This window comes from Aeromonas sp. V90_14, from assembly GCF_029967615.1.
GTDB classification, from domain to species: domain Bacteria; phylum Pseudomonadota; class Gammaproteobacteria; order Enterobacterales; family Aeromonadaceae; genus Aeromonas; species Aeromonas hydrophila.
Genome location: NZ_JASCAS010000002.1, coordinates 251,240 through 272,955, shown reverse-complemented (window position 1 = coordinate 272,955; position 21,716 = coordinate 251,240). Strand labels below are relative to the sequence as shown.

The window sequence follows — 21,716 nt, the reverse complement described above, 5'->3', positions numbered from 1 at the left end:
TGCCTCCAGGGAACCGAAGCAAAGCAAGTGCGCCTCCATGGAACCGAGTGTCCGTTCAAGGATCTGAACCCGCATTAAGGTACGTAACTTGTTAAGCAATCAGGAGTTTATGATGTCAGGCAGCAATTCAACCTATTGGTTCGCCCAGTCTCTTTATACCCAGGGTTTCAACTATCCGAACCCCTACGCCAGCCGCCGTTAAGGCGGGTTGCCGGCCGGGCTGACAGGCAGATCGAAAACAGCAGGCGAGTGAGGAATCCATCCTCCCCCTGCTATTTTTTTATCTGCTGCTCGGCGAGCGTCGCCCGTGAGAGGGAAAAGAGGGAGTCAGCCGGACTTGCTTCGATTTTTTTCCTGCATTTCGCATACGTTTGCCAGTCAATTTATCCGCAAACGATGGTATCATGCCCGCCCAACAGCCTGTCTGCGGTCCTGCCCCCTCTGTGACATGACCGCCAGCTCTGCCCATCCTGCTTCCATTGCATCTGTTTTCGCTGCCGAGGGTCTTCTCCCGAGGCGGTCGTAGTGCAAGCCGAATTTGGGAAAAAGGGCCGTCAGCATTAACGAAATCACGTGCGTCAGCACGGGTTTTCAAGTCGTAAGTGATTGTTTTTATAACTCGTTGAGATCGATAGCATGCCAAAAAAATTCTACGTATCGTGGGACAACCTGCAACGTGAAGCGCGCCGTCTGGCCCGTCGTCAACTGCCCGTCAGCCAGTGGAAAGGGATCATCGCGGTCAGCCGCGGCGGCTTGGTACCGGCTGCACTGATGGCGCGTGAACTTGGCATCCGCAACGTCGAAACCCTCTGCATCTCCAGCTATGACCACAACAACCAGCGTGATCTGGTGGTGGTGAAGGCCGCCACCACCGCGGGTGACGGCGAAGGCTGGCTGGTGGTGGAAGATCTGGTGGACACTGGCACCACCGCCAAGGCGATCCGTGAGCTCTACCCCAAGGCCAAGTTCATCGCGATCTTCGCCAAGCCGATGGGTGAGCAACTGCTGGATGACTTCGAAGTCGCCATTCCGCAGGACACCTGGATCGAACAGCCGTGGGATATGGCGCTGGAGTTTGCCACGCCGATCTGCGACGAAGAGTAAGCAGCGAATAAGCTTCATAGGGCTCCTATATGGAGCCCTGTTTTTTTGTGGTGCAACTGGCTGCCGGGCGGGAAAAGTGGTTAAGATGGAGCCATTGCATGACAGTATGAGTAATAGCTTTGGACTTGAACGACGACCTTAACCTGACCGAGAAGCTCTTTACTCGGGTAAAAAAGGTGCTGGAGACCTCGGAAGTCTCCAACTCCAGCCCGGTCGCGGAGCAGGATGACAATGTCGATGAGACCTTCATCGACGGTTCCATGTCATCGCGCTGGTATCGTCTGCTGCGCCGGCCGACCTGGGCCTGGCAAGGGGCGGACCCGGTCGAGGTGGAGCAGACCCTGGCCTGCATCGCCATGGGAGAGGGCGAGCGTACCCACGAGCGCTTCCTGGATACCATCAAGGGTTATGTGCCCGGCAACTGGGTCTATGAGTGGAGCCAGCTGGCCGGCCGCTACTTCAATCGGGGGCGCGAGCTGGTGGCACAGGGCGAGCGGGCCGCAGCCCTGAAAAGCCTGCTCAAGGCGGTGCGCTACTACTCCATCGCCAGCTATCCCCATCTGAAGAATGACGAGCTGGCGGATCAGGCCCAGCTGCTCGGCAACATGGCCTACCGCGAGGCGGGACGCCTGTTCAAGGTGCCGCTCAAGGAGCTGCAGGTGCCGTTTCGCGGCAAGCACATTCAGGGCTACCTCCATCTGCCGACCACCGACAAGCCGGTGCCCCTGGTCATCGTCAGCGGCGGCATCGATTCGCTGCAGGTCGACTTCCTCAATTTCTATCTCAAGTGCCTGGAGCCCAACGGCATCGGCATGTTGTCGCTCGACATGCCGGGCATCGGCTATGCCGAGCACTGGCCGCTGGTGCAGGACACCAGCCGGCTGCATCAGGCGGTATTGAATCATCTGTCCGAAGTGGCCTGGGTCGATCACCAGCGCATCGCCATGGTGGGCTTTCGCCTGGCGGGCAATGTGGCGGCGCGCCTCGCCTTCATCGAGCCGTTCAAGCTCAGGACCGTGGTCTGCATCGGCGCCGGCGTCAATCAGGTGTTTACCAACCAGGAGATGTTTGCCCGCTGCCCGCGCATGATGCGGGACGGGCTGGCCAACCGGCTGGGGGCCGATGCGGCCCAGTGGGAGTCGCTGCGTACCAAGTGCCAGGTATTTTCACTCAAGACGCAAGGATTGCTGGGGACTCGCACTTCCGTGCCGATATTGAGTATTGGACACAAGAAAGATTTTATTTGTCCCGAGCAGGATGTCCGGGCATTGGCGTCCGCCAGCCGCAACGGCAAGGCGGTGGTGTTCGACAAGCAACCCTTGCTGGAGGTATACGACGAGGCGTTGAAAGAGATGGTCGACTGGCTCAAGAAGCACCTATGTACATGATATAGCGCTAAAATATAACGTCATCCCAGGGTGATGTGGCTTGTTCAACAGGGAGGTTAACATGTCAGAAAGAGTGACCTACAAGCGACTGCTGAGGCAGTTTGCCGCGATTGGCCCCTATTTACGTGAGGACCTGTGTGAAGAGGGGCGTTACCGTTTCGACTGCCTTTCCGTCTGTGTCAGCGCCAAGCCGGCGCCGGACAAACGGGAATTCTGGGGCTGGTGGCTGGTGCTGGAGCAGCAGGATCACAGTTTCAGCTATCACTATCAGGTCGGCTTCTACAACGCCGAAGGGGAGTGGCTCAACAAGCCGCTGCCCAAGAAGCATCAGGCAGAAGTCGAACGTACCCTCAACCACTTCTACAAGCTCATCAGTGACAAGCTGCACCAGCTTGGTTGCCAGCTCGCTCCCGCCGAGCAGGTCACCAACGAGCTGACCGTCACCGCCGCCTGATGACCCGCCGCCCCGCCAGCCATCCATCGGCTGGCGGGGCATTTCTTTGCTGCTTGCTCCGCTTTGCCTGCACCCGCCTCTGCCCTGGTGTTAATTGCCTTGCAGGGCAACAGGGCCGTGGGTATAAAGGGATTCCTTATATTTCAGCCTTTTTGCTCCCATGGAAAACAGAACCATAGTCGTCAAACTGGGCACCAGCGTGCTCACCGGGGGATCTTCCCAGCTCAATCGTGCCCACATGGTCGAGCTGGTCAGACAGTGTGCAGCCTTGCACCGTCACGGCCACAGGGTCGTGGTGGTCACCTCGGGGGCCATTGCGGCCGGCCGTGAGCATCTGGGCCACCCTCCATTGGCGCCAACCCTGCCCAACAAGCAGATGCTGGCGGCCGTCGGCCAGACCCAGCTGATCCGGGTATGGCAGGATCTGTTCAACCTCTATGGGCTGCACATCGGCCAGATGCTGCTGACCCGCGCTGATCTGGAGGACAGGGAGCGTTACCTCAATGCCCGCGACACCCTGCGCACCCTGCTCGATCACCGCATCATCCCGGTCATCAACGAGAACGACGCGGTGGCGACAGCCGAGATCAAGGTGGGGGACAACGACAACCTCTCCGCCCGCGCCGCCATCCTGGCCGATGCGGATCTGCTGATCCTGCTGACCGACCAGAAGGGGCTGTTTACCGCCGATCCCCGTACCAACCCGGATGCCCAGCTCATCGAAGAGGTACAGACCATCGACGACACCCTGCGCAAGCTGGCGGGTGACAGCGTCAGCGGGCTCGGTACCGGCGGTATGGCCACCAAGCTGCAGGCCGCCGACGTGGCGCGCCGCGCCGGCGTCAACGTGGTGATCGCCACCGGCCAGATGCCGGAAGTGGTCGGCCGTCTTGCCAAGGGCGAGCGCATCGGCACTCTGTTCCCGGCGCTGGCGTCGCCGCTGGAAGGGCGCAAGAGCTGGATCCTGGCAGGGCCTCCTCCTCACGGCGAAGTACAGGTGGATCAGGGCGCCGTGGCCGCCATGCAGGAGAAGGGCTCCAGCCTGCTGCCCAAGGGCATAGTGGCGGTGAAGGGAGATTTCGTGCGTGGTGATGTGGTGCGCATTCTCGACCCCAAGGGGGCCGAGCTGGCGCGCGGCATCTGCCGTTACAATCACCTGGAGCTGGACAAGCTGCGCGGCGTCCATTCGGACAACATCGAACAGGTGCTGGGTTACGGCTATGGTGCCGTGGCCATCCACCGCGACGACATGGTGCTGCTGTGAGTCGCCAGCCGCTGCAACGCAAGGGCAGCAGCACATCAAGATAAGGGGGACGCCGCCATCGGGCGGCCCCGCAAGAACCAAAGGGAAGAGAGATGAGTCTGGAGAAAATGGGGCAGGCGGCCCGTGAAGCCGCCTATCAGCTGGCCACTGTCAGCACGGCGCAGAAGAACCGGGCGCTGGCCGCCATCGCCGACGAGCTGGAGGCACGCAGCCACCAGATCCTGGCCGCCAACGAGAAAGACATCGCCGCCGGCCGTGCGGCGGGCTTGTCAGAAGCCATGCTGGATCGGCTGCTGCTCAACCCGGCCCGGCTGGCCGGTATCGTGGCGGACGTGCGCAAGGTGATCTCTCTGGACGATCCGGTCGGGGCCGAAATCGACAGCCGGGTGCTGGAGAACGGCCTGCGCCTCTCCCGCCGCCGGGTGCCCATCGGCGTCATCGGTGTCATCTATGAGGCGCGCCCCAACGTCACCATCGATATCGCCAGCCTCTGCCTCAAGACCGGCAACGCCAGCATACTGCGTGGCGGGCGCGAGACCTTCCACTCCAACCTGGAGCTGGTGCGGGTGATCCAGAGTGCGCTGGCGGCCTCCGGCCTGCCGCGCGATGCGGTGCAATACATCGACAACCCGGATCGGGCGCTGGTGGGCGAGCTGCTGCGCCTCGACCGCTACGTGGACATGATCATCCCCCGCGGCGGCGCCGGGCTGCACAAGATGTGCAAGGAGAACAGCTCCATTCCGGTGATCATCGGCGGTTTTGGCATCAGCCACATCTTTGTGGACGAGAGCGCCGATCTGGCGCGCTCCCTGGCTGTCATCGACAACGCCAAGGTGCAGCGCCCCTCCGCCTGCAATGCCCTCGACAGCCTGCTGGTGCACGAGAAGGTCGCCGCGACCCTGCTGCCGCAGCTGGTGGGTCTGATGAACCAGCGCAAGGTGGCCCTGGTCGCTACCCCCGAAGCCATGCCGCTGCTGGCGGGCGCCGACAGCCTGCGTGCCGCCGGCCCGGAAGACTTCGATACCGAGTGGCTCTCGCTGACTCTGGGGGTCAAGCTGGTGGCGGATGTGAACGAGGCGCTGGCCCATATGCGCGAGCACAACGCCGGTCACTCCGATGCCATCCTCACCAACGATCTGGCCAATGCCGAGCGTTTCGTCAACGGGGCCGGTTCGGCGGCGGTCTATGTCAATGCCTCCACCCGCTTCACCGACGGCGGCCAGTTTGGGCTGGGGGCCGAGGTGGCGGTCTCGACCCAGATGCTGCATGCCCGCGGCCCCATGGGGTTGACCGAACTCACCAGCTACAAGTGGGTGGGATTGGCGGACTATCTGAGTCGCGCCTGACGCCTTTGTGGTCCTGTGTGAAGATGCCGACTCAGGTCGGCATTTTTTTGCTTTTTTCTTGCCTGCTATCAGGGGCTTGCATATAACTATCCAGCGAGGTGTGGCGATATTTTGAGCGCTGCGCTAGCCACAAAAACGGGAGCAGATTCAAGGATGAAGCAAACAGATTGGATGAAGCGCTGGGGCGCGCTCTGGCTGGGGTTGCCGCTGCTGCTGGGGGCACTCTGCTTCAGCAGCAACAGCCACGCCAGCTGGGATCAGGATCTCTACCGCCAGTTGGGGCTGGCCGGCAAGCTCGACAAACAGGTATTTCGCAAGGCCATCAACAGTTACCAGAGCGTGCGCCACAAGCGCAAACCCATTCTCACCATCATCGACTACAGCAAACCCTCGACCATGCGCCGGCTGTTCGTCATCGACGTGAAGCGCCACAAGCTGCTCTACCACACCTGGGTCAGCCATGGCCGCAACTCGGGCGAGCTGGCCGCCAACCAGTTTTCCAACCAGTTCAACTCCATGAAGAGCTCGCTCGGGGTCTATCGCACCGCCGAGACCTATCAGGGCAAGCACGGCTATTCGCTGCGCCTCGACGGTTTGAGCCCGGGCCAGAACAGCAATGCCCGCAAGCGGGCCATCGTGGTGCACGGCGCCGACTATGCCAGCCCGCGCCATCTGCGCAAATATGACAAGCTGGGCCGCAGCTGGGGCTGCCCCGCACTGCCCAAGGAGCAGTCCAGGGCCATCATCGACATCATCAAGGGGGGCAGCGTCATCTACGCCCACGGCTGAGGCCGGCCCGCGAGCCCAAATAGAAAAGGCCAGCGAATGCTGGCCTTTTGCAGTGAGTCTGGCGTGGCGGCTACTTGCGCACCACCAGCACGGGGCAGGGGGCATGGCGCACCACGGACTCGGCCACGCTGCCTACCAGCAGATGGCTGATGCCGGAGCGGCCGTGGCTGCCCATGACCACCAGGTCGGCTTTCTCTTCCTTGGCCTGCACGACGATCTCGTCGGCGGCGCGACCGAAGCGCACCTCGAAAGTGGCCGGAATCGGCAGGCTGGCGATCAGCTCCTTCATCTGGCTCTTGGCCTGACGCTCCATCTCGTGGGTGATCTCGATGGCGGTCATGTGCAGGATCTTGTAGCTGTCGAAGCCGTGCAGTTGATCCACTACATGAACCAGTTTGAGTTCGGCCTTGTGGCTCTGGGCCATGAAGACGGCATAGTCGAGCACGGCCTGTGACATCTGGGAAAAATCGACCGGACAGAGCAGGGTTTTAATGGATGGCATATGAAGGCTCCCCTATGTTGGGTTACTAATGAATCTTATTGTCAATAATACCGATTCAGCGGGCAATAACCCTCGACTCGCTCGCAAAACCGGGAAAAAGAGGTGCGTTGCCGGCAGATCTTCATATCATGGGGAATGGCTTGGGCGCGGCTGCAAATGGCATCGCCTGCGGAGAAACGGTAAGACATGATTCGTTTGTTGCTTTCATTGACGTTGCTGATTTGCTGGCCGGGTCGGGCCGATCCCCTCTATGTCTATTGCGATGACTGGCCGGGCTTCTGCCAGCCGGATGGCAGGGGCGTCTATCTGGACATAGTGCGGGCCATCTATCAGCCCAGCGGTTACCAGGTCATGCCGCGCATCGTGCCCTACAAGCGGGCCCTGGCGGTGATCGCCCAGAAAGGGGGCGACATGGCGATGGGGGTCTATCGGGATGAGGTGAGCGGCGTGCTGCAACCCCGCCATCCCGCCTCGGCCGATGATCTGACGGTGCTGATGCTAAAGAAGTGGCGGCCCCAGTGGCAAGGGGAGCACAGTCTGAGCGGGCAGGGAGTGGTGTGGCTGCGGGGCTGGGCCTTTGACAAGTACATACCTGTCTCCATGCGCTGGCACGAGATCGACAGCCACGACATGGCGCTGCAACTGCTGGCCAAGGAGCGCTATCGTTACTACCTGACCGCCGGGGTGCTCTACTCGGCGGACTCCATTCCCGCCAACATGCAGCGCATCTTCCTGCGCTGGGTCCCGACCTATCCCATCTTTGCCGATACCGAGAAGGGACGCAGCCTGCAACAGCTCTGGGATCAAGGCATGGTCAACCTGGTGCGACACGGCACCCTGGCCGAGATCTACCGGCGCTATCGGCTCTACGACTACTACCGCGATTTCATCGAGCAGCAGGAGCAGAGGCTAGCCCCTGGCAACTAAAGCGCCCTGCGCCGGGGGCTGGTTACCTGTTCAGGAGCTTTTTTGTCAGCGTCTCAGCTGCTTGGCCAGCCGGTCGTAGAGGATCACATTGACCGAGGCCGCCAGGTTCATGCAGCCCTTGGCTGTGGCTACGTAGAGCCTCTGCTGCTTACTTGGCACGCAACTGCTTGGCCAGCCGGTCATAGAGGATCACGTTGACCGAAGCCGCCAGATTCATGCAGCCTTGCGTCGGGACGTAGATAACTTCCTGCACCGCCTTGAAGCGGGCGGGATCCAGGGTACCGTCCTCCGGGCCGAAGATGTAGAAGGCGCGCGCCGGGTGCACATAGTCCGGCAGCGAGGTGGCCCCCTCGATCAGATCCACCAGCACCGGCGTGCAGCCTACCGGCACCATCTCCATCAGATCGTCGACCCCGAGCAGGGGGATCTTCTCCACCATCTGCTTGGTATCGGTGGCGAAGCGGCGCGCCAGCTCGAAGCGGTTGCCGGTGTAGTAGACCTCGTCCGCCCCGTAGCAGCCGGCGGCCCGCATCACGGCCCCCACGTTCTCCGGTGACTTGGGGTTGACCAGCCCGATGCAGCAATAACCTGCGTCGCCGTACGGCGCTGACTTGTCCCCCTGTGGTGGCAGGCATTCGTGGTCTGACTCTCTCATCTCGCTCTCCTCTGTGGCGGCCGCATTATACTCCCGCACCGCCCCTTGCCCAGCCTGGGCATGAACTCCCGCCTGACGGGCCCAACAAGGGGTCGCTTGCACCGTCCCGGCGCAGCCGCTCGGTGCCGATCGCCCTCCAGGCGCACCTTGCATCCTGGCGCGGGGTTTGCAGTCATCCTAGGAGAGAGTAAATGCGGCTTATCCGGACAAAGGCGTCCGTCCCCAGCGGGGGCGGGCGCTTTTTTTATGGGCCATGGCAGCGGTGACCCAGGGATGGGTCGCCGGACGACGAGGAGCAAGGGAATGAACACCACCTGTGCCTATTGTGGAGTGGGCTGCGGCATCCGGCTTAGCCGGGAGGGGAATGGCTGGCAGTTGCAGGGGGATGAGGGGCACCCGGCCAACGCGGGCGCTCTGTGCGTCAAGGGGGCCAGCCTGCTGGAGAGCCTGGATTTCCCCGATCGCCTGCTCTATCCGCGTTGGCTGGGGCAGCGCATCGGCTGGGAGCAGGCCCTGGATACCCTGGCGGAGCGTTTCACCGCCATTCTGGCCGAATCCGGGCCACAGGCCATCGGCATCTACCTGTCGGGCCAGCTCACCACCGAGGATTACTACGTCGCCAACAAGCTGATGAAGGGCTATCTCGGCAGTGCCAACGTGGACACCAACTCCCGGCTCTGCATGTCGTCGGCGGTGGCGGCCCATCAGCGTGCCTTCGGCGAGGATCTGGTGCCTGCCTGCTACGAGGATCTGGAGCTGGCGGATCTGGTGGTGATCACGGGTGCCAACACCGCCTGGACTCACCCCGTGCTGTTTCGTCGCCTGCAGCAGGCGCGGGCACGGCGCCCCGAGCTCAGGCTGGTGGTGCTGGACCCGCGCCGCACCATGACGGCGGAGCAGGGGGACCTGCACCTGGCCCTCAGGCCCGGCAGCGACGTGGCACTGTGGAACGGGCTGTGTCGTTACCTGCTCGATCACGACGGCTGGGACAAGGATTACGTGGCGCGCCATGTGAGCGGCTTCGAGGCGCTGGCAGCGGCGCTGGACGACCCGGCCTGGCAGCTGGAGGCGGTGGCCCAATGTTGCGATCTGGCGCCAGGGGATCTGCTCGGCTTCTACCGGCTGTTTGCCAGCACCCCCAAAACCGTCAGTCTGTTCTGCCAGGGGATCAACCAGTCCAACCAGGGGGTGGACAAGGCCAACGCCATCATCAACGCCCATCTGCTGGGCGGGCGCATCGGCAAGCCGGGGGCGGCCCCCTTCTCCATGACGGGGCAACCCAACGCCATGGGCGGGCGCGAGGTGGGCGGGCTGGCGACCCAGCTGGCGGCCCACATGGGCTTTGGCGAGGCCGAGCGCGATCGGGTGCAGCGTTTCTGGCAGAGCCCGACCATGGTGGGCGGCCCCGGCCACAAGGCGGTCGAGCTGTTCGAGGCGGTGCACCGGGGGGAGATCCGCGCGCTCTGGGTACTCGGCACCAACCCGGCGGTCTCCCTGCCCGACGGCAACCGGGTGCGCGACGCGCTGGCCCGCTGCGAGCTGCTGGTGGTCTCCGAGGTGACCGCCAACACCGACACGGCGCGCCTCGCCCACCTGCTGCTGCCCGCCGCTGCCTGGGGGGAGAAGAGCGGCACCGTCACCAACTCGGAGCGCACCATCAGCCGCCAGCGCGCCTTCCTGCCCCTGCCGGGGGAGGCCAGGCCCGACTGGTGGGCGCTGACCCAGCTGGCTCGCCGGCTCGGCTTCGGCGAAGGGTTTGCCTATGAGCACGAGCACGAGATCTTCTGCGAGCACGCGGCCCTGTCGGGCTTCGAGAATCAGGGGCAACGCCAGTTCGACATCTCGGGGCTGGCCCGCCTCAGCCGCGCCGAGTTCGAGGCGCTGGCGCCCCTGAGCTGGCCGGTCAATACCCGCTGGCCCCAGGGCCGGGCCCGGCTGTTCGAGGACGGGCGCTTCGCCACCCAGGATGGCCGCGCCCGGCTGTTGCCCCTGGCCCAGCTCTTTCCCCCCGAGCCTGTCGCCGCGCCAGAAGCGGTGCGGCCGCTGGCGGGCCTCTCCTTGTTGCTTAACAGCGGTCGGCTGCGGGATCAGTGGCACACCATGACCCGCACCGGCCACGTGCCGCGTCTGCAGGAGGCCGAGCCCTGGCCCAGGGTACGGCTCGGCGCCGCCAGCCTGCTGGCACTGGGGCTCAAGGAGGGGGATCTGGTGTGCCTTCACAACGGGCTGGGGGAGGCGCGGCTGCTGGTGGGGCTGGACGAGGGGCTCAGGGAGGGGGAGGCCTTCCTGCCCATGCACTGGACCGACAGCCAGTGCAGTCTGGGGGCGGTCAATCGCCTCATTGCCGCCGTGGTGGATCCCCTTTCTGGCCAGCCCATGTTCAAGCAGGGGCGGGTGCGGGCCGAGCCGCAGCCGACTCGCTGGCAGGGGCTCTGGCTCGGTCGGCGAGACTGGGGCGAGCCGCTGGACTGGTGGGCCAGGCGCCCGTTGCCGGAGGGCAACTGCACCCTGCTGGCCTCCTGGTCAGAGGCGCCCGAAGCCTTGTGGCAGCGGCTGGCAACCCAGGGGCGCTGGCTGCGACTGCCGCTGGCGTCGGGCTGGCTCGCCGTGGCGCTGGCCGGGGATCGCATCGACGGCCTGCTGCTGGTGGGGGAGCTGCGCCCGGACATCAAGGTCGAGCTGCTGGCAAGTCTGCTCGGCACCCCGCTGCAGGCGGGGGCCCTGAGCCAGACCCTGAACGCGGCCCTGCTGGGGGAGAGCCGGCTGATCTGCTCCTGCCTGCGGGTGTCGGAGCAGCGCATCGTCGACGCCATCGTGCGGCAGGGGGTGAGCGAGCGGGCGGGGCTGCAGGCCCTGCTCGGCTGCGGCAGCAACTGCGGAACCTGCCTGCCAGAGATCGACAAGCTGTTGATCAAACATGTTTTTATCGCCTCAGCCTGAAGGCTTGGGCAACACAAGGAGTGTGCGATGAGCCAAATCAGTCTGGTGGGAGCGGGCCCCGGCCCTCTCGAATTGTTGACCCTGCGCGCCCTGCGACGCATCGAGGCGGCGGAGGTGGTGGTCTATGACCGCCTGGTGGGGGGCGAGATCCTGGCCCGCATTCCCCAGAGAGCGGCCCGCTTCGACGTGGGCAAGCGCTGCGGCGAGCCGAGCCCGACCCAGGATGAGATCAATGCCCTGCTGCTGGCCCTGGCCCGCACCGGCAAGCGGGTGGTGCGGCTCAAGGGGGGGGATCCCCTGGTGTTCGGCCGCGGTGGTGAGGAGGCGCTGCACCTGGCCCGTCACGGTATCGAGGCCGAGCTGGTGCCCGGCATCACGGCGGCCCTGGGCTGTGCCGCCAGCACCTTTATCCCCCTGACCCACAGGGGGCTGGCCCGCTCTCTGACCCTGGTCACCGGCCACCTGATGGACGAGCGGGACTATCAGGGCTGGCAGGGGCTGACCCGGGCCGGCCACACCCTGGTGTTCTACATGGGGCTGGAGCGGGCGGCCCAGATCCGGCAGGGCCTGCTGGCGGCAGGGGCAGTCGGGACGCTGCCGGTGGCGCTGGTGGTGGCCGGGTGCAGCCCCCGCCAGCAGGTCCATGAGACCACGCTGGACGGGCTGGCGCAGGCCGCCCTGGCCCTGCTCGGCCAGAGCCCGGTGCTGATGATCATGGGGGAGGTGGTGCGCCTGCGGGCCGAGCTGCAGGGCCTGCTGGGACAGGCGCTGGATCGGGTGGCCTGAGCCGCCGTTCCCCCTCTACCTCTACTACCTCCAGAGGAATAAAAAGGGGGTAGATTCAAACAGTTGGCGCTCATGTTGCCTCTGTGGTGACAGACCACAGTGGTGGCAGACCAATCGAATGCCGTTGGCAAGGAGCGCCATGACCATTCTCACTTCAGGGGGCCCCGCTGGCCCCGTTTCCCGCCTGCTGATCCACGCCGACGAGCCGGGTCAGGCCAACCGGCTGGCCCTCTTGGTCAGCCAGTATGGCCATCAGCCCAGGATCCTCGACGCTCGCCAGCTGCTGAGCCCGGATGGGCAGGGAGACGCCCTGCTCGTCAGCAGTCGCCAGTTTGGCGCCGAGGTGCGGCTCGGCCTCTCTCTCTGGCCCGGGGTGCCGCGCCTGCTGTTTTGCGAGCGGATCGGCACCGAGCCCCAGATCGCCCTGTTGCAGCAGGGGGTGCTGCTGGTGCCGCATCCGTGCGGCGAGCGGGAGCCGGTCGAGCAGTGGCTGCGGCTGGCCCGCAGCCAGCTGGCCATGGTGCAGGCGCTGGCGCAGACCGAGAGTGAACTGCGCCAGCAGCTGGTGGATCGACGCCTGGTCGAGCAGGCCAAGGGGCGGCTGATGCGTCATCAGGGGCTGGACGAGGAGCAGGCCTACCGCCTGATGCGCAGCACCGCCATGAGTCGGCACCTGAGTCTGGGGGAGCTGGCACGGCAGCTGCTGCTGGCACTGCCGGCGTGAGAGCTGGGCTGGCAAACCGTTTTGGTGCAACTGCGCCTAATTGAGGCAAACGAGAAGGCAAAGCGGGAGGAAAAAGGCGGAATAGGGCCCGTTTCGGCGGCTTGGCCAATTTGGCACGGAAAGTGGATTACCCAGAAGACAAGGAGTGATGGCGCCCACGGGCCCGTCACTCGCAACAGGGCAAAGAGGCCTCACCGATCCCGGATCGGTGAGGTTTTTTTTTGGTCGCGACCCTGCAACGGCGCAGGGGAATGGCCGCCCATGACTGTGATCTGAGCGAGGAAGGCGAATGAACAAGAGACAAGGATGTGGGGGTCTGCTGCTGGCGCTGCTGTCACTGCCGACGCTGGCGGCTGTGGGGGCCCCGGAGCAGGAGGAGCTCAAGCTGGGCTTCATCAAGCTGACCGACATGGCACCGCTGGCGGTGGCCTATGAGCGCGGTTATTTCGAGGATGAGGGGCTCTACGTCACCCTGGAGGCGCAGGCGAACTGGAAGGTGCTGCTGGATCGGGTGATCGACGGCGAGCTGGACGGTGCCCAGATGCTGGCGGGTCAGCCGCTGGCCGCCCATGTCGGCATAGGCACCCAGGCCGAGCTGGTGACGGCGTTCGCCATGGATCTCAACGGCAACGCCATCACGGTCGCCAACCCTGTGTGGGCCGCCATGCAGCCCCATCTGCCCAAGGTGGTGGCGGGTCAGGTGCCGGCCCCGGTGAGCGCCGCCGCGCTCAAACCCGTGGTGGATCAATACCGGCAGGCGGGCAAGCCGTTCAACATGGGGATGGTGTTCCCCGTCTCCCCCCACAACTACGAGCTCAGATACTGGCTGGCGGCCGGCGGGCTGAACCCCGGCTTCTATGCCCCCGCCCTCGGCGACAGCTCGGGTCAGCGCCAGGCGGACGTGCTGCTGTCGGTCACGCCGCCGCCGCAGATGCCCGCCACCCTGGAGGCGGGCACCATAGCCGGCTACAGCGTGGGAGAACCCTGGAACCAGCAGGCGGTCGCCAGGGGCATAGGGGTGCCCGTCATCACCGATTACGAGATCTGGCGCAACAACCCGGAGAAGGTGTTCGGCGTCACCCGCCAGTGGGCAGATCGTCATCCCAATACCCACATACGGCTGGTGAAGGCGCTGCTGCGGGCGGCCTGGTGGCTGGATGCCGAGCAGAACGGCAACCGGCGCGAGGCGGCCAAGCTGCTGGCAAAACCCGAGTACGTGGGGGCGGACGAGGCAGTGATCGCCAGCTCCATGACAGGCACCTTCGAATACGGCAAGGGGGACGTGCGCCAGTTGCCGGACTTCAACGTCTTCTTTCGCCATCACGCTACCTACCCCTACTACTCGGACGCCATCTGGTATCTGACCCAGATGCGGCGCTGGGGCCAGATCCCGACGGCCAAACCGGACGCCTGGTTCGAGCAGGTCGCCAGGGCCGTCTATCAACCCGAGGTCTACCGCCAGGCGGCCGAGGAGTTGATCGCCGAGGGCAAGTTCAAGGCGCAGGACTTCCCCGATTTTGCCAGCGAGCAGGGTTATCGGGGCCCGCAGGATGGTTTCATCGACGGCCTCATCTACGACGGCCGCCACCCCAACGCCTACCTGCAACAGTTTGCCATCGGCCTCAAGGGCGATGAGCGGGTGCAATGAGCGAGGAGAGCGCAATGAAACGACACAAGTGGAAAACCATGGTGCAGCCCCTGCTCGGCGTGCTGCTGTTCCTCGGCCTCTGGCAGTGGGGGGCGAGTCAGGTGCAGACCAGCCTGGGCACCTTGCCGGGGCCGCTGGCGACCGCCAGCCAGCTCTGGTCGCTGGGGCAGGAGCATCTGGCCGAGCGGGAGAAGGCGAGCGCCTTCCTCGAGCGTCAGCAGGTGCGCAATGCCGAGCGGCTGGCCGCAGATCCGGCGGCCGAGGTGAGGCTGCGCCCCTATACAGGGCGCCCCACCTTCTTCGATCAGATCGCCACCAGCCTGCTCACTGTGCTGTGCGGCTTCGCCCTGGCCAGCCTGATCGCCATCCCGTGCGGCGTGCTGCTCGGCATGAATCAGGGGCTCTACCGCGCTGCCAATCCGGTGATCCAGCTGCTCAAGCCGGTGTCGCCCCTGGCCTGGCTGCCGCTTATCACGCTGGTGGTGAGCGCGCTCTACACCAGCTCTGCGCCCTGGCTTGCGAAGTCTTTCGTCACCTCGGTGCTGACGGTGACCCTCTGCTCCCTCTGGCCGACCCTGATCAACACGGCGGTCGGGGTGGCGGGGCTGGACAGCGACCTGCACAACGTCAGCCGGGTGTTGCGGCTCTCTTTCCTGACCCATGTGCGGCGCATAGTGCTGCCCGCCGCCCTGCCCATGATCTTCACCGGGCTGCGGTTGTCCCTCGGGGTGGCCTGGATGGTGCTGATCGCGGCCGAGATGCTGGCCCAGAACCCCGGGCTCGGCAAGTTCGTGTGGGACGAGTTCCAGAGCGGCGGCTCGGCCTCCCTGGCCCGCATCATGGTGGCCGTGGTCACCATTGGCCTCATCGGCTGCGGCCTGGACAGGGGCATGCTGGCCCTGCAGCAGTGGCTCTCCTGGGACAAGCGTCAGGTGTTGCGCTAAGGCCGCCGGCAGGCAACCAGGCCCTGCAGCAGTGGTCTTGCTTCAGGACAAGCGCCAGGTATTGCGCTAGGGCAGCCGGCAGGCAACCAGGCCCTGCAGCAGTGGTTTTGCTTCAGGCCAAGCGCCAGATATTGCGCTAGGGACAGGATTCAGTGACGAAACACATATTCAGGCAGGAGAACCGCCAATGAAGAGTTATCTGGAGATAAGCGACGTCGGCATCTCGTTCGAGACGGAGCAGGGGCGCTTCGAGGCCCTCAGCCGGGTCAACCTGCGCATCGAGCGGGGGGAGTTCGTCTCCCTCATAGGCCACTCGGGCTGCGGCAAGAGCACTGTCCTCAACCTGGTGGCCGGACTGCTGGAGCCCACCACGGGGGGCATCATTCTGGACGGGCGCGAGGTGGCTGGGCCCGGCCCGGAGCGGGCCATGGTGTTCCAGAACCATGCGCTGCTGCCCTGGCTCAGCGTCCGGCAGAACGTGGCGCTGGCGGTGGGGCAGGTTGAGCCGAACCGGCGGGCGGCTTCGGAGCGGGTCGACTATTACCTCTCCCTGGTGCAGATGGATCACGCCAGCCAGAAGATGCCCCACGAGCTGTCGGGGGGGATGAAGCAGCGGGTCGGCATTGCCCGCGCCCTGTCGCTCTCCCCCAAGGTGCTGCTGATGGACGAGCCGTTCGGCGCCCTGGATGCCCTGACCCGGGCCCATCTGCAGGACGCGCTGATGGCCATTCAGGCCGAGCTTGGCAATACCGTCATCATGATCACCCATGACGTGGACGAGGCTGTGCTGCTCTCCGATCGCATCGTCATGATGACCAATGGCCCCGCTGCCACGGTCGGGGAGATCCTGACCGTGGACTTGCCAAGGCCCAGAGACAGGGTCGCCCTGGCGGACGATGGTCACTATCACAAGCTGCGCCAGCAGGTGCTGCGCTTCCTCTACGAGAAGCAGCGCAAGGTGACCCCGCTCAAGGCGGCCGACCCGGTGCGCAGCAAGCTGCGCGCCTGAGCCCCCAGAATTCAAGGAAGAGAAACATGGACAATAAACAAAGATTGCTGGTGGTGGGCAAGGGCATGGATGGTGAGATGGACCACCACTTGGTCGAATCGCCCGAGAGGGGTGAGAAACAACGTCTGCTGGTGATCGGCAACGGCATGGTGGGTCACCACTTCGTCGAGCAGCTGGTGGCGGCCGGTGGCCTGAACCGGTTCGAGGTGACGGTATTTGGTGCCGAGCCGGACTCCGCCTACGACAGGGTGCATTTGTCCGAGGTGTTTGGCGGCAAGGCGCCCGAGGCGCTGCAACTGGCGGATCCCGCCTGGTATGAGGCGCAGGGCATCAGGCTGCGGCTGGGGGCCGAGGTGGAGGTGCTGGACAGAGATACCCGCACCCTGACCCTGGCCGATGGCGAGCCGTTCGGTTACGACCGACTGGTGCTGGCGACCGGCTCAGTGCCCTTCGTGCCGCCCATCCCCGGCCATCAGCGGGAGGGCTGCTTCGTCTACCGTACCCTGGCGGATCTCGCCGCCATCCGCGATGCCTGTGCCCAAGCGCGCAGCGGCGTGGTGATCGGCGGCGGCCTGCTCGGACTGGAGGCGGCCAACGCCTTGCGCCTGCTCGGCCTCAAGACCCAGGTAGTGGAGTTTGCCCCGCGGCTGATGCCGGTGCAGCTCGATGACAACGGCGGCGCCGTGCTGCGGGACAAGATCCGGGCGCTCGGGGTCGAGGTGCTGGTGGAGAAGGCTACCGAGTGCATCGAGGATGGGGAGCAGGCCCGTCAGCGGCTGAGGTTCAAGGATGGCTCTCATCTTGAGACCGACGTGATCCTGTTCTCGGCCGGCATCAGACCCGCCGACGGCCTGGCCCGTCAATCCGGGCTGAGCGTCGGCGAGCGCGGCGGCATCTGCATCGACGAGGGCTGCCACAGCTCGGACCCCGCCATCCTCGCCATCGGCGAATGCGCGCTCTGGCAGGGGCGCATCTTCGGGCTGGTGGCCCCCGGCTATCAGATGGCCCGGGCCGCCGTGGCCAGCCTGTGCGGCGGCGAGAGCCGCTTCGCGGGGGCTGACATGTCCACCAAGCTCAAGCTGATGGGGGTGGACGTGGGCTCCATCGGCGATGCCCACGCCAGCACGGCCGGGGCTCAGGAGCTGCTGCTGCTGGACAGGGTCAACGGCATCTACAAGAAGCTGGTGACCGACGGCGAAGGGAGCCGGCTGCTCGGCGCCATCCTGGTGGGGGACGGAGCCGATTATGAGCGGCTGCTGCAGTACTACCAGAACGGGGTGGCGCTGCCCCAGCCGCCGCTCTCCCTGCTGGTGGGGGAAGCGGGCGGCGCCCCCGCGCCTCTGGTGCTGCCGGACAGCGCCATCCTCTGCTCCTGCCATAACGTCAGCAAGGGGGCCGTGGTGGCCGCCGTCAAGGCAGGCAACCACGAGCTGGCGGCGGTCAAGAGCTGCACCAAGGCGGGCACCGGCTGCGGCGGCTGCAGCAACCTGCTCAAGCAGGTGGTGGAGCAGACCCTGAGCGAAATCGGGGTCGAGGCGGACAAGGGGCTGTGCGAGCACTTCGCCCACAGCCGCCAGGAGCTCTATCACCTGGCCCGGGTCGGCGAGCTGAAGAGCTTCGAGGCGCTGCGCGACAAACACGGCCATGGCCTTGGCTGCGACATCTGCAAGCCGACGGTCGCCTCCATACTGGCGTCGCTGTGGAACGAGCATGTGCTGGAGAAGCCCCACCGCAGCCTGCAGGATACCAACGACGCCTTCCTCGCCAACCTGCAAAAGGACGGCACCTATTCGGTGGTGCCGCGCATCCCCGGCGGGGAGATCACCCCGGACGGTCTCATCACCATAGGTGAGGTGGCGCGCAAGTACGGTCTCTACACCAAGATCACCGGCGGCCAGCGCATCGACCTGTTCGGCGCCCGGCGCGACCAGCTGCCCGCCATCTGGGGCGAGCTGGTGGCTGCGGGGTTCGAGACAGGCCAGGCCTACGGCAAGTCGGTGCGCACCGTGAAGTCCTGTGTCGGCTCCACCTGGTGCCGCTACGGGGTGCAGGACTCCATGACCCTGACCCAGACTCTGGAGAACCGCTACAAGGGGCTGCGGGCGCCCCACAAGCTGAAGTTTGCGGTCTCCGGCTGCACCCGGGAGTGCGCCGAGGCCCAGAGCAAGGACATAGGCGTCATCGCCACCGAGCGCGGCTGGAACCTCTATGTGTGCGGCAATGGCGGCATGCGGCCGCGCCACGCCGACCTGTTTGCTACTGACCTCGATGAGCAGACCCTGATCCGTTACATAGACAGGCTGCTGATGTTCTACGTGCGCACCGGCGATCGGTTGCAGCGTACCTCGGTCTGGATGGAGAGCATGGAGGGGGGGCTCGACTACCTCAAGTCGGTGATCATAGAGGACAGGCTCGGCATAGGGGCCGAGCTGGAGGCCATGATGGACGGCATAGTCGGCAGCTGGCAGTGCGAGTGGAAGAGCACGCTGGCGGATCCGGACAAGCTGCAGCTGTTCGAGGCCTTCGTCAACCAGCCGGAGGGGAGCACGCCCCCCAGACGGGAGGAGCGGGGCCAGTGGGTGCCGGATATCAGTATCAAGGAGGTGATATGAACGGGGCCAACCAGAGTGCATGGCAAGAGACGCCGGATGAGCAGCGACAAGGAGCAGATATGGGGCCGAGCAGAGAGAACGTGTTGCATTCCGAGCATGGCGAATGGCTGCGGGCATGCGATCTGGCGGCCCTGCCGGAGCAGGCTGGGCGCAGCGCCTGGCTGGGGGGGCGGGCGCTGGCGCTGTTTCGGCTCGGCGAGCGTGTCTATGCGCTGGATGACCTGGATCCCCTGGCCGGGGTGGCCGTGTTGAGCCGGGGCCTGGTGGGGGATTGCGGTGGCGAGCCCGTGGTTGCCTCGCCGCTCTACAAGCAGCGTTATGCCCTGGTGGATGGCCGCTGTCTGGACGACCCGGCGCTGAAGGTGGCCTGCTGGCCCGTGATGCAGAGTGCCGGCGAAGTCTGGGTGTTGTTGGGCTGAGTGGAATCATCTGAAAACCGTTTTTTCATCGCCGGGCTCTGCCCGGTGATTTTTTGTGCGCAAACCGACAATTTTTGCACGGGGTGATAGCGGGAAAACGTTTTTCGGAAATAATGGACAAACGTTTGTAACTGGATGTTTGTCTATGACGGAACGTGAGCAAGAGATCCTCGCCCTGCTGCGCCAGGACCCCATGATTGCCCAGCAGGAGCTGGCGGACAGGCTCGGCATCAGCCGCTCGGCGCTGGCGAGCCACATCTCCAGCCTGATGCGCCAGGGCTATGTGCAGGGGCGCGGTTATGTGCTGCGGGAAGGGCCCTACGCCGTGGTGATCGGCGGCGCCAATATGGATATCTGCGGCTGCAGCCACGACAACCTGCGCATCGGCGACTCCAATCCCGGCAAGGTACGCACCTCGGCCGGCGGGGTGGGGCGCAACATAGCCGAGAACCTGGCGCGGCTCGGTACCGATACCCGGTTGCTGAGCGCGGTGGGCAACGATCAATACGGTCATCACCTGCTGGACGTGACCCAGCGCGCCGGCGTCGACGTGCGTCAGGTGCTGATGCTGGACGGCCAGGCGACCTCCTGTTACCTCAGCCTGCACGATGGCAGCGGCGAGATGAGCTGCGCCGTCAACGACATGGCGATCATCGATCAGCTCACCCCGGCCCGGCTCACCCCCTTGAGCGGTTTTCTCGGCGCAGCCCGGCTCTGGGTGCTCGACACCAACCTCGCCACCCACACCCTCGACTGGCTGTTCGAGCGCCAGGGGGAGCACATCATCTTCGTCGACACCGTCTCGGTGGCCAAGGTGGAGAAGATCCGCCCCTGGCTGCACCGGATCCACACCCTCAAACCCAACCGCAGCGAGGCGGAGCAGCTGTGCGGCTTCACCATCGCCGGGCCCGACACCTGGCCCATGGCGGCGGCCTGGTTCCACCGCGCCGGGGTGCAGCGGCTGTTCCTGAGCCTCGGCGATCAGGGGATTTTCTATAGCGACGGGGAGTGCCAGGGCCATCTGCCCGTGCTCGGCAGCCCGGTCGTCAACGTGACCGGCGGCGGCGATGCCTTCATGGCAGGGCTGGCCCACGCCTGGTTGCAGGAGCAGGGCATCATGGAGACAACCCGGTTCGCCCTCGGTTGCGCCGCCCTCACCGTCAATTGTTCCGATACCGTCTTTTCCGGCCTATCCAAGGCCGCCGTTGAACGCATGCTGGAGGAGTACCCATGTTGAACGCTTACCTCGATATCCAACCGGTCGTCGCTGAAGCCCTTGCTGCCGGCAAGCCGGTGGTGGCCCTGGAGTCCACCATCATCTCCCACGGCATGCCCTATCCGCAGAACGTGGAGACGGCGCGCCAGGTCGAGCAGGTGGTGCGCGACAACGGCGCCGTGCCGGCCACCATCGCCATCATCGATGGCCGCCTCAAGGTGGGTCTGGATGCGGGGGCGCTGGAGGCGCTGGGCCGGGCCGGTCATGCCGCCACCAAGTGCAGCCGCCGCGACATTCCCTTCGTGCTGGCCAACAAGGGGCTGGGGGCGACCACGGTGGCCTCCACTATGATCATCGCCGCCATGGCCGGGATCCGGGTGTTCGCCACCGGCGGCATCGGCGGCGTGCACCGCGGCGCCCAGGAGACCTTCGACATCTCGGCTGACCTGCAGGAATTTGCCCAGACCCCGGTGGCCGTGGTCTGCGCCGGTGCCAAGTCGATCCTCGACATCGGTCTGACCCTGGAGTACCTGGAGACCCAGGGCGTGCCGGTGATCGGCTACCAGACCGAGGAGCTGCCCGCCTTCTACACCCGTGAGAGCGGCTTCAAGGTGGATTACCGCCTCGAGAGCCCGGCGGCGATCGCCGAGGCGCTGCGCCTCAAGTGGGAGCTGGGGCTGGCGGGCGGTGCCGTGGTGGCCAACCCGATCCCGACCCAGTTTGCCATGCCCAAGGCCGACATCGACGCCGCCATTGCCCAGGCACTGCGAGAGGCGGACGAGCAGGGGGTGAAGGGCAAGGAGTCCACCCCCTTCCTGCTGGCCCGGGTGTGCGAACTGACCGGCGGCAACTCGCTGGCAGCCAACATTCAGCTGGTACTGAACAACGCCGCGCTGGGGGCGCGCATCGCCGCCAGCCTGTAATGGCTCGTGGAGAATGGAAAAGAGGGCCCGCGGGCCCTCTTTTTTTTATCTCGGCTCTGTGAGCTG

General features: G+C 65.1%; 19 protein-coding genes and 1 pseudogene. 17 read left to right on the top strand and 3 right to left on the bottom strand.

The genetic code is table 11. The annotated features are described in order from the left end of the window. Positions 1–636: 636 nt before the first annotated feature. The 6 genes and pseudogenes from gpt to QLG02_RS03580 all read left to right on the top strand — a co-directional run bounded on the left by gpt (position 637) and on the right by QLG02_RS03580 (position 6,345). Entirely contained in the window at positions 637–1,104 is a 468-nt protein-coding gene (gene gpt, locus QLG02_RS03605; protein WP_011707189.1) for a xanthine phosphoribosyltransferase, read from the top strand. 119 nt (positions 1,105–1,223) lie between these two features. After that, on the top strand, positions 1,224–2,492 hold the full coding sequence (gene frsA / locus QLG02_RS03600) for an esterase FrsA (RefSeq protein WP_011707188.1): 1,269 nt from the start codon (positions 1,224–1,226) through the stop codon (positions 2,490–2,492). 61 nt (positions 2,493–2,553) lie between these two features. Continuing rightward, positions 2,554–2,946 carry a sigma factor-binding protein Crl gene (gene crl, locus QLG02_RS03595; RefSeq protein WP_011707187.1) on the top strand — a complete coding sequence of 131 codons (393 nt, stop codon included), beginning with the start codon at positions 2,554–2,556 and terminating at the stop codon, positions 2,944–2,946. 160 nt (positions 2,947–3,106) lie between these two features. After that, complete coding sequence (gene proB, locus QLG02_RS03590; protein ID WP_011707186.1) at positions 3,107–4,210, top strand: glutamate 5-kinase; 1,104 nt, start codon at positions 3,107–3,109, stop codon at positions 4,208–4,210. Positions 4,211–4,299: 89 nt separating this feature from the next. After that, positions 4,300–5,556: pseudogene (locus QLG02_RS03585) on the top strand (glutamate-5-semialdehyde dehydrogenase); the annotation flags it as partial. A gap of 153 nt (positions 5,557–5,709) precedes the next feature. After that, entirely contained in the window at positions 5,710–6,345 is a 636-nt protein-coding gene (locus QLG02_RS03580) for a murein L,D-transpeptidase catalytic domain family protein (RefSeq protein ID WP_011707184.1), read from the top strand. A 70-nt stretch (positions 6,346–6,415) separates the two neighbouring features. Here QLG02_RS03580 and QLG02_RS03575 read toward each other — a convergent pair whose 3' ends face one another. Then, positions 6,416–6,847, bottom strand: a complete 432-nt coding sequence (locus tag QLG02_RS03575; RefSeq protein ID WP_011707183.1) for a universal stress protein — start codon at positions 6,845–6,847, stop codon at positions 6,416–6,418. Between the two features lie 186 nt (positions 6,848–7,033). Between QLG02_RS03575 and QLG02_RS03570 the strand changes: the two genes are divergently transcribed. Next, complete coding sequence (locus tag QLG02_RS03570; protein WP_282464525.1) at positions 7,034–7,774, top strand: hypothetical protein; 741 nt, start codon at positions 7,034–7,036, stop codon at positions 7,772–7,774. Positions 7,775–7,819: 45 nt separating this feature from the next. Here the strand turns inward: QLG02_RS03570 and QLG02_RS03565 are convergent, their stop codons facing one another. Both QLG02_RS03565 and QLG02_RS03560 read right to left on the bottom strand, forming a co-directional pair. After that, the gene (locus QLG02_RS03565) at positions 7,820–7,933 is read right to left on the bottom strand and encodes an RNA methyltransferase (RefSeq protein WP_282464524.1); all 114 of its coding nucleotides are present in this window, start codon (positions 7,931–7,933) and stop codon (positions 7,820–7,822) included. Further along, on the bottom strand, positions 7,923–8,429 hold the full coding sequence (locus tag QLG02_RS03560; protein ID WP_282464523.1) for an RNA methyltransferase: 507 nt from the start codon (positions 8,427–8,429) through the stop codon (positions 7,923–7,925). Before QLG02_RS03560 ends, QLG02_RS03565 begins: the two co-directional genes overlap by 11 nt. A 303-nt stretch (positions 8,430–8,732) precedes the next feature. On the opposite strand from QLG02_RS03560, the gene QLG02_RS03555 reads away from it, so the two are divergent. The 10 genes from QLG02_RS03555 to QLG02_RS03510 all read left to right on the top strand — a co-directional run bounded on the left by QLG02_RS03555 (position 8,733) and on the right by QLG02_RS03510 (position 21,650). Further along, positions 8,733–11,369 carry a nitrate reductase gene (locus QLG02_RS03555; RefSeq protein ID WP_282464522.1) on the top strand — a complete coding sequence of 879 codons (2,637 nt, stop codon included), beginning with the start codon at positions 8,733–8,735 and terminating at the stop codon, positions 11,367–11,369. A gap of 27 nt (positions 11,370–11,396) precedes the next feature. Continuing rightward, positions 11,397–12,155, top strand: a complete 759-nt coding sequence (gene cobA, locus QLG02_RS03550; protein ID WP_282464521.1) for a uroporphyrinogen-III C-methyltransferase — start codon at positions 11,397–11,399, stop codon at positions 12,153–12,155. A 139-nt stretch (positions 12,156–12,294) separates the two neighbouring features. Next, positions 12,295–12,879 carry an ANTAR domain-containing protein gene (locus tag QLG02_RS03545; RefSeq protein ID WP_282464520.1) on the top strand — a complete coding sequence of 195 codons (585 nt, stop codon included), beginning with the start codon at positions 12,295–12,297 and terminating at the stop codon, positions 12,877–12,879. A 289-nt stretch (positions 12,880–13,168) separates the two neighbouring features. Beyond that, the gene (locus tag QLG02_RS03540; RefSeq protein ID WP_282464519.1) at positions 13,169–14,527 is read left to right on the top strand and encodes a CmpA/NrtA family ABC transporter substrate-binding protein; all 1,359 of its coding nucleotides are present in this window, start codon (positions 13,169–13,171) and stop codon (positions 14,525–14,527) included. Positions 14,528–14,541: 14 nt separating this feature from the next. After that, entirely contained in the window at positions 14,542–15,471 is a 930-nt protein-coding gene (locus QLG02_RS03535) for an ABC transporter permease (RefSeq protein WP_282464518.1), read from the top strand. A 187-nt stretch (positions 15,472–15,658) separates the two neighbouring features. Further along, positions 15,659–16,480, top strand: coding sequence for an ABC transporter ATP-binding protein (locus QLG02_RS03530; RefSeq protein ID WP_043556226.1), 822 nt, complete (start codon positions 15,659–15,661; stop codon positions 16,478–16,480). A gap of 26 nt (positions 16,481–16,506) precedes the next feature. Then, complete coding sequence (gene nirB, locus QLG02_RS03525; protein ID WP_282464517.1) at positions 16,507–19,092, top strand: nitrite reductase large subunit NirB; 2,586 nt, start codon at positions 16,507–16,509, stop codon at positions 19,090–19,092. Between the two features lie 59 nt (positions 19,093–19,151). Further along, positions 19,152–19,511, top strand: a complete 360-nt coding sequence (gene nirD, locus QLG02_RS03520; RefSeq protein ID WP_282464516.1) for a nitrite reductase small subunit NirD — start codon at positions 19,152–19,154, stop codon at positions 19,509–19,511. A 145-nt stretch (positions 19,512–19,656) separates the two neighbouring features. After that, positions 19,657–20,748: a PfkB family carbohydrate kinase gene (locus QLG02_RS03515; RefSeq protein ID WP_043161981.1), complete on the top strand. Its 1,092-nt coding sequence runs from the start codon at positions 19,657–19,659 to the stop codon at positions 20,746–20,748. Beyond that, the gene (locus QLG02_RS03510; RefSeq protein ID WP_044800662.1) at positions 20,742–21,650 is read left to right on the top strand and encodes a pseudouridine-5'-phosphate glycosidase; all 909 of its coding nucleotides are present in this window, start codon (positions 20,742–20,744) and stop codon (positions 21,648–21,650) included. The genes QLG02_RS03515 and QLG02_RS03510 overlap by 7 nt, the downstream gene beginning before the upstream one ends. The last annotated feature ends 66 nt before the right edge of the window (positions 21,651–21,716 follow it).

Bases quoted from the DNA above. Each gene is read 5' to 3' on its own strand.
- gpt (WP_011707189.1), top strand. From the start codon at position 637: ATGCCAAAAAAATTCTACGTATCGTGGGACAACCTGCAACGTGAAGCG.
- crl (WP_011707187.1), top strand. From the start codon at position 2,554: ATGTCAGAAAGAGTGACCTACAAGCGACTGCTGAGGCAGTTTGCCGCG.
- proB (WP_011707186.1), top strand. From the start codon at position 3,107: ATGGAAAACAGAACCATAGTCGTCAAACTGGGCACCAGCGTGCTCACC.
- QLG02_RS03580 (WP_011707184.1), top strand. From the start codon at position 5,710: ATGAAGCAAACAGATTGGATGAAGCGCTGGGGCGCGCTCTGGCTGGGG.
- QLG02_RS03575 (WP_011707183.1), bottom strand. From the start codon at position 6,847: ATGCCATCCATTAAAACCCTGCTCTGTCCGGTCGATTTTTCCCAGATG.
- QLG02_RS03570 (WP_282464525.1), top strand. From the start codon at position 7,034: ATGATTCGTTTGTTGCTTTCATTGACGTTGCTGATTTGCTGGCCGGGT.
- QLG02_RS03560 (WP_282464523.1), bottom strand. From the start codon at position 8,429: ATGAGAGAGTCAGACCACGAATGCCTGCCACCACAGGGGGACAAGTCA.
- QLG02_RS03555 (WP_282464522.1), top strand. From the start codon at position 8,733: ATGAACACCACCTGTGCCTATTGTGGAGTGGGCTGCGGCATCCGGCTT.
- cobA (WP_282464521.1), top strand. From the start codon at position 11,397: ATGAGCCAAATCAGTCTGGTGGGAGCGGGCCCCGGCCCTCTCGAATTG.
- QLG02_RS03545 (WP_282464520.1), top strand. From the start codon at position 12,295: ATGACCATTCTCACTTCAGGGGGCCCCGCTGGCCCCGTTTCCCGCCTG.
- QLG02_RS03540 (WP_282464519.1), top strand. From the start codon at position 13,169: ATGAACAAGAGACAAGGATGTGGGGGTCTGCTGCTGGCGCTGCTGTCA.
- QLG02_RS03535 (WP_282464518.1), top strand. From the start codon at position 14,542: ATGAAACGACACAAGTGGAAAACCATGGTGCAGCCCCTGCTCGGCGTG.
- QLG02_RS03530 (WP_043556226.1), top strand. From the start codon at position 15,659: ATGAAGAGTTATCTGGAGATAAGCGACGTCGGCATCTCGTTCGAGACG.
- nirB (WP_282464517.1), top strand. From the start codon at position 16,507: ATGGACAATAAACAAAGATTGCTGGTGGTGGGCAAGGGCATGGATGGT.
- nirD (WP_282464516.1), top strand. From the start codon at position 19,152: ATGGGGCCGAGCAGAGAGAACGTGTTGCATTCCGAGCATGGCGAATGG.
- QLG02_RS03515 (WP_043161981.1), top strand. From the start codon at position 19,657: ATGACGGAACGTGAGCAAGAGATCCTCGCCCTGCTGCGCCAGGACCCC.
- QLG02_RS03510 (WP_044800662.1), top strand. From the start codon at position 20,742: ATGTTGAACGCTTACCTCGATATCCAACCGGTCGTCGCTGAAGCCCTT.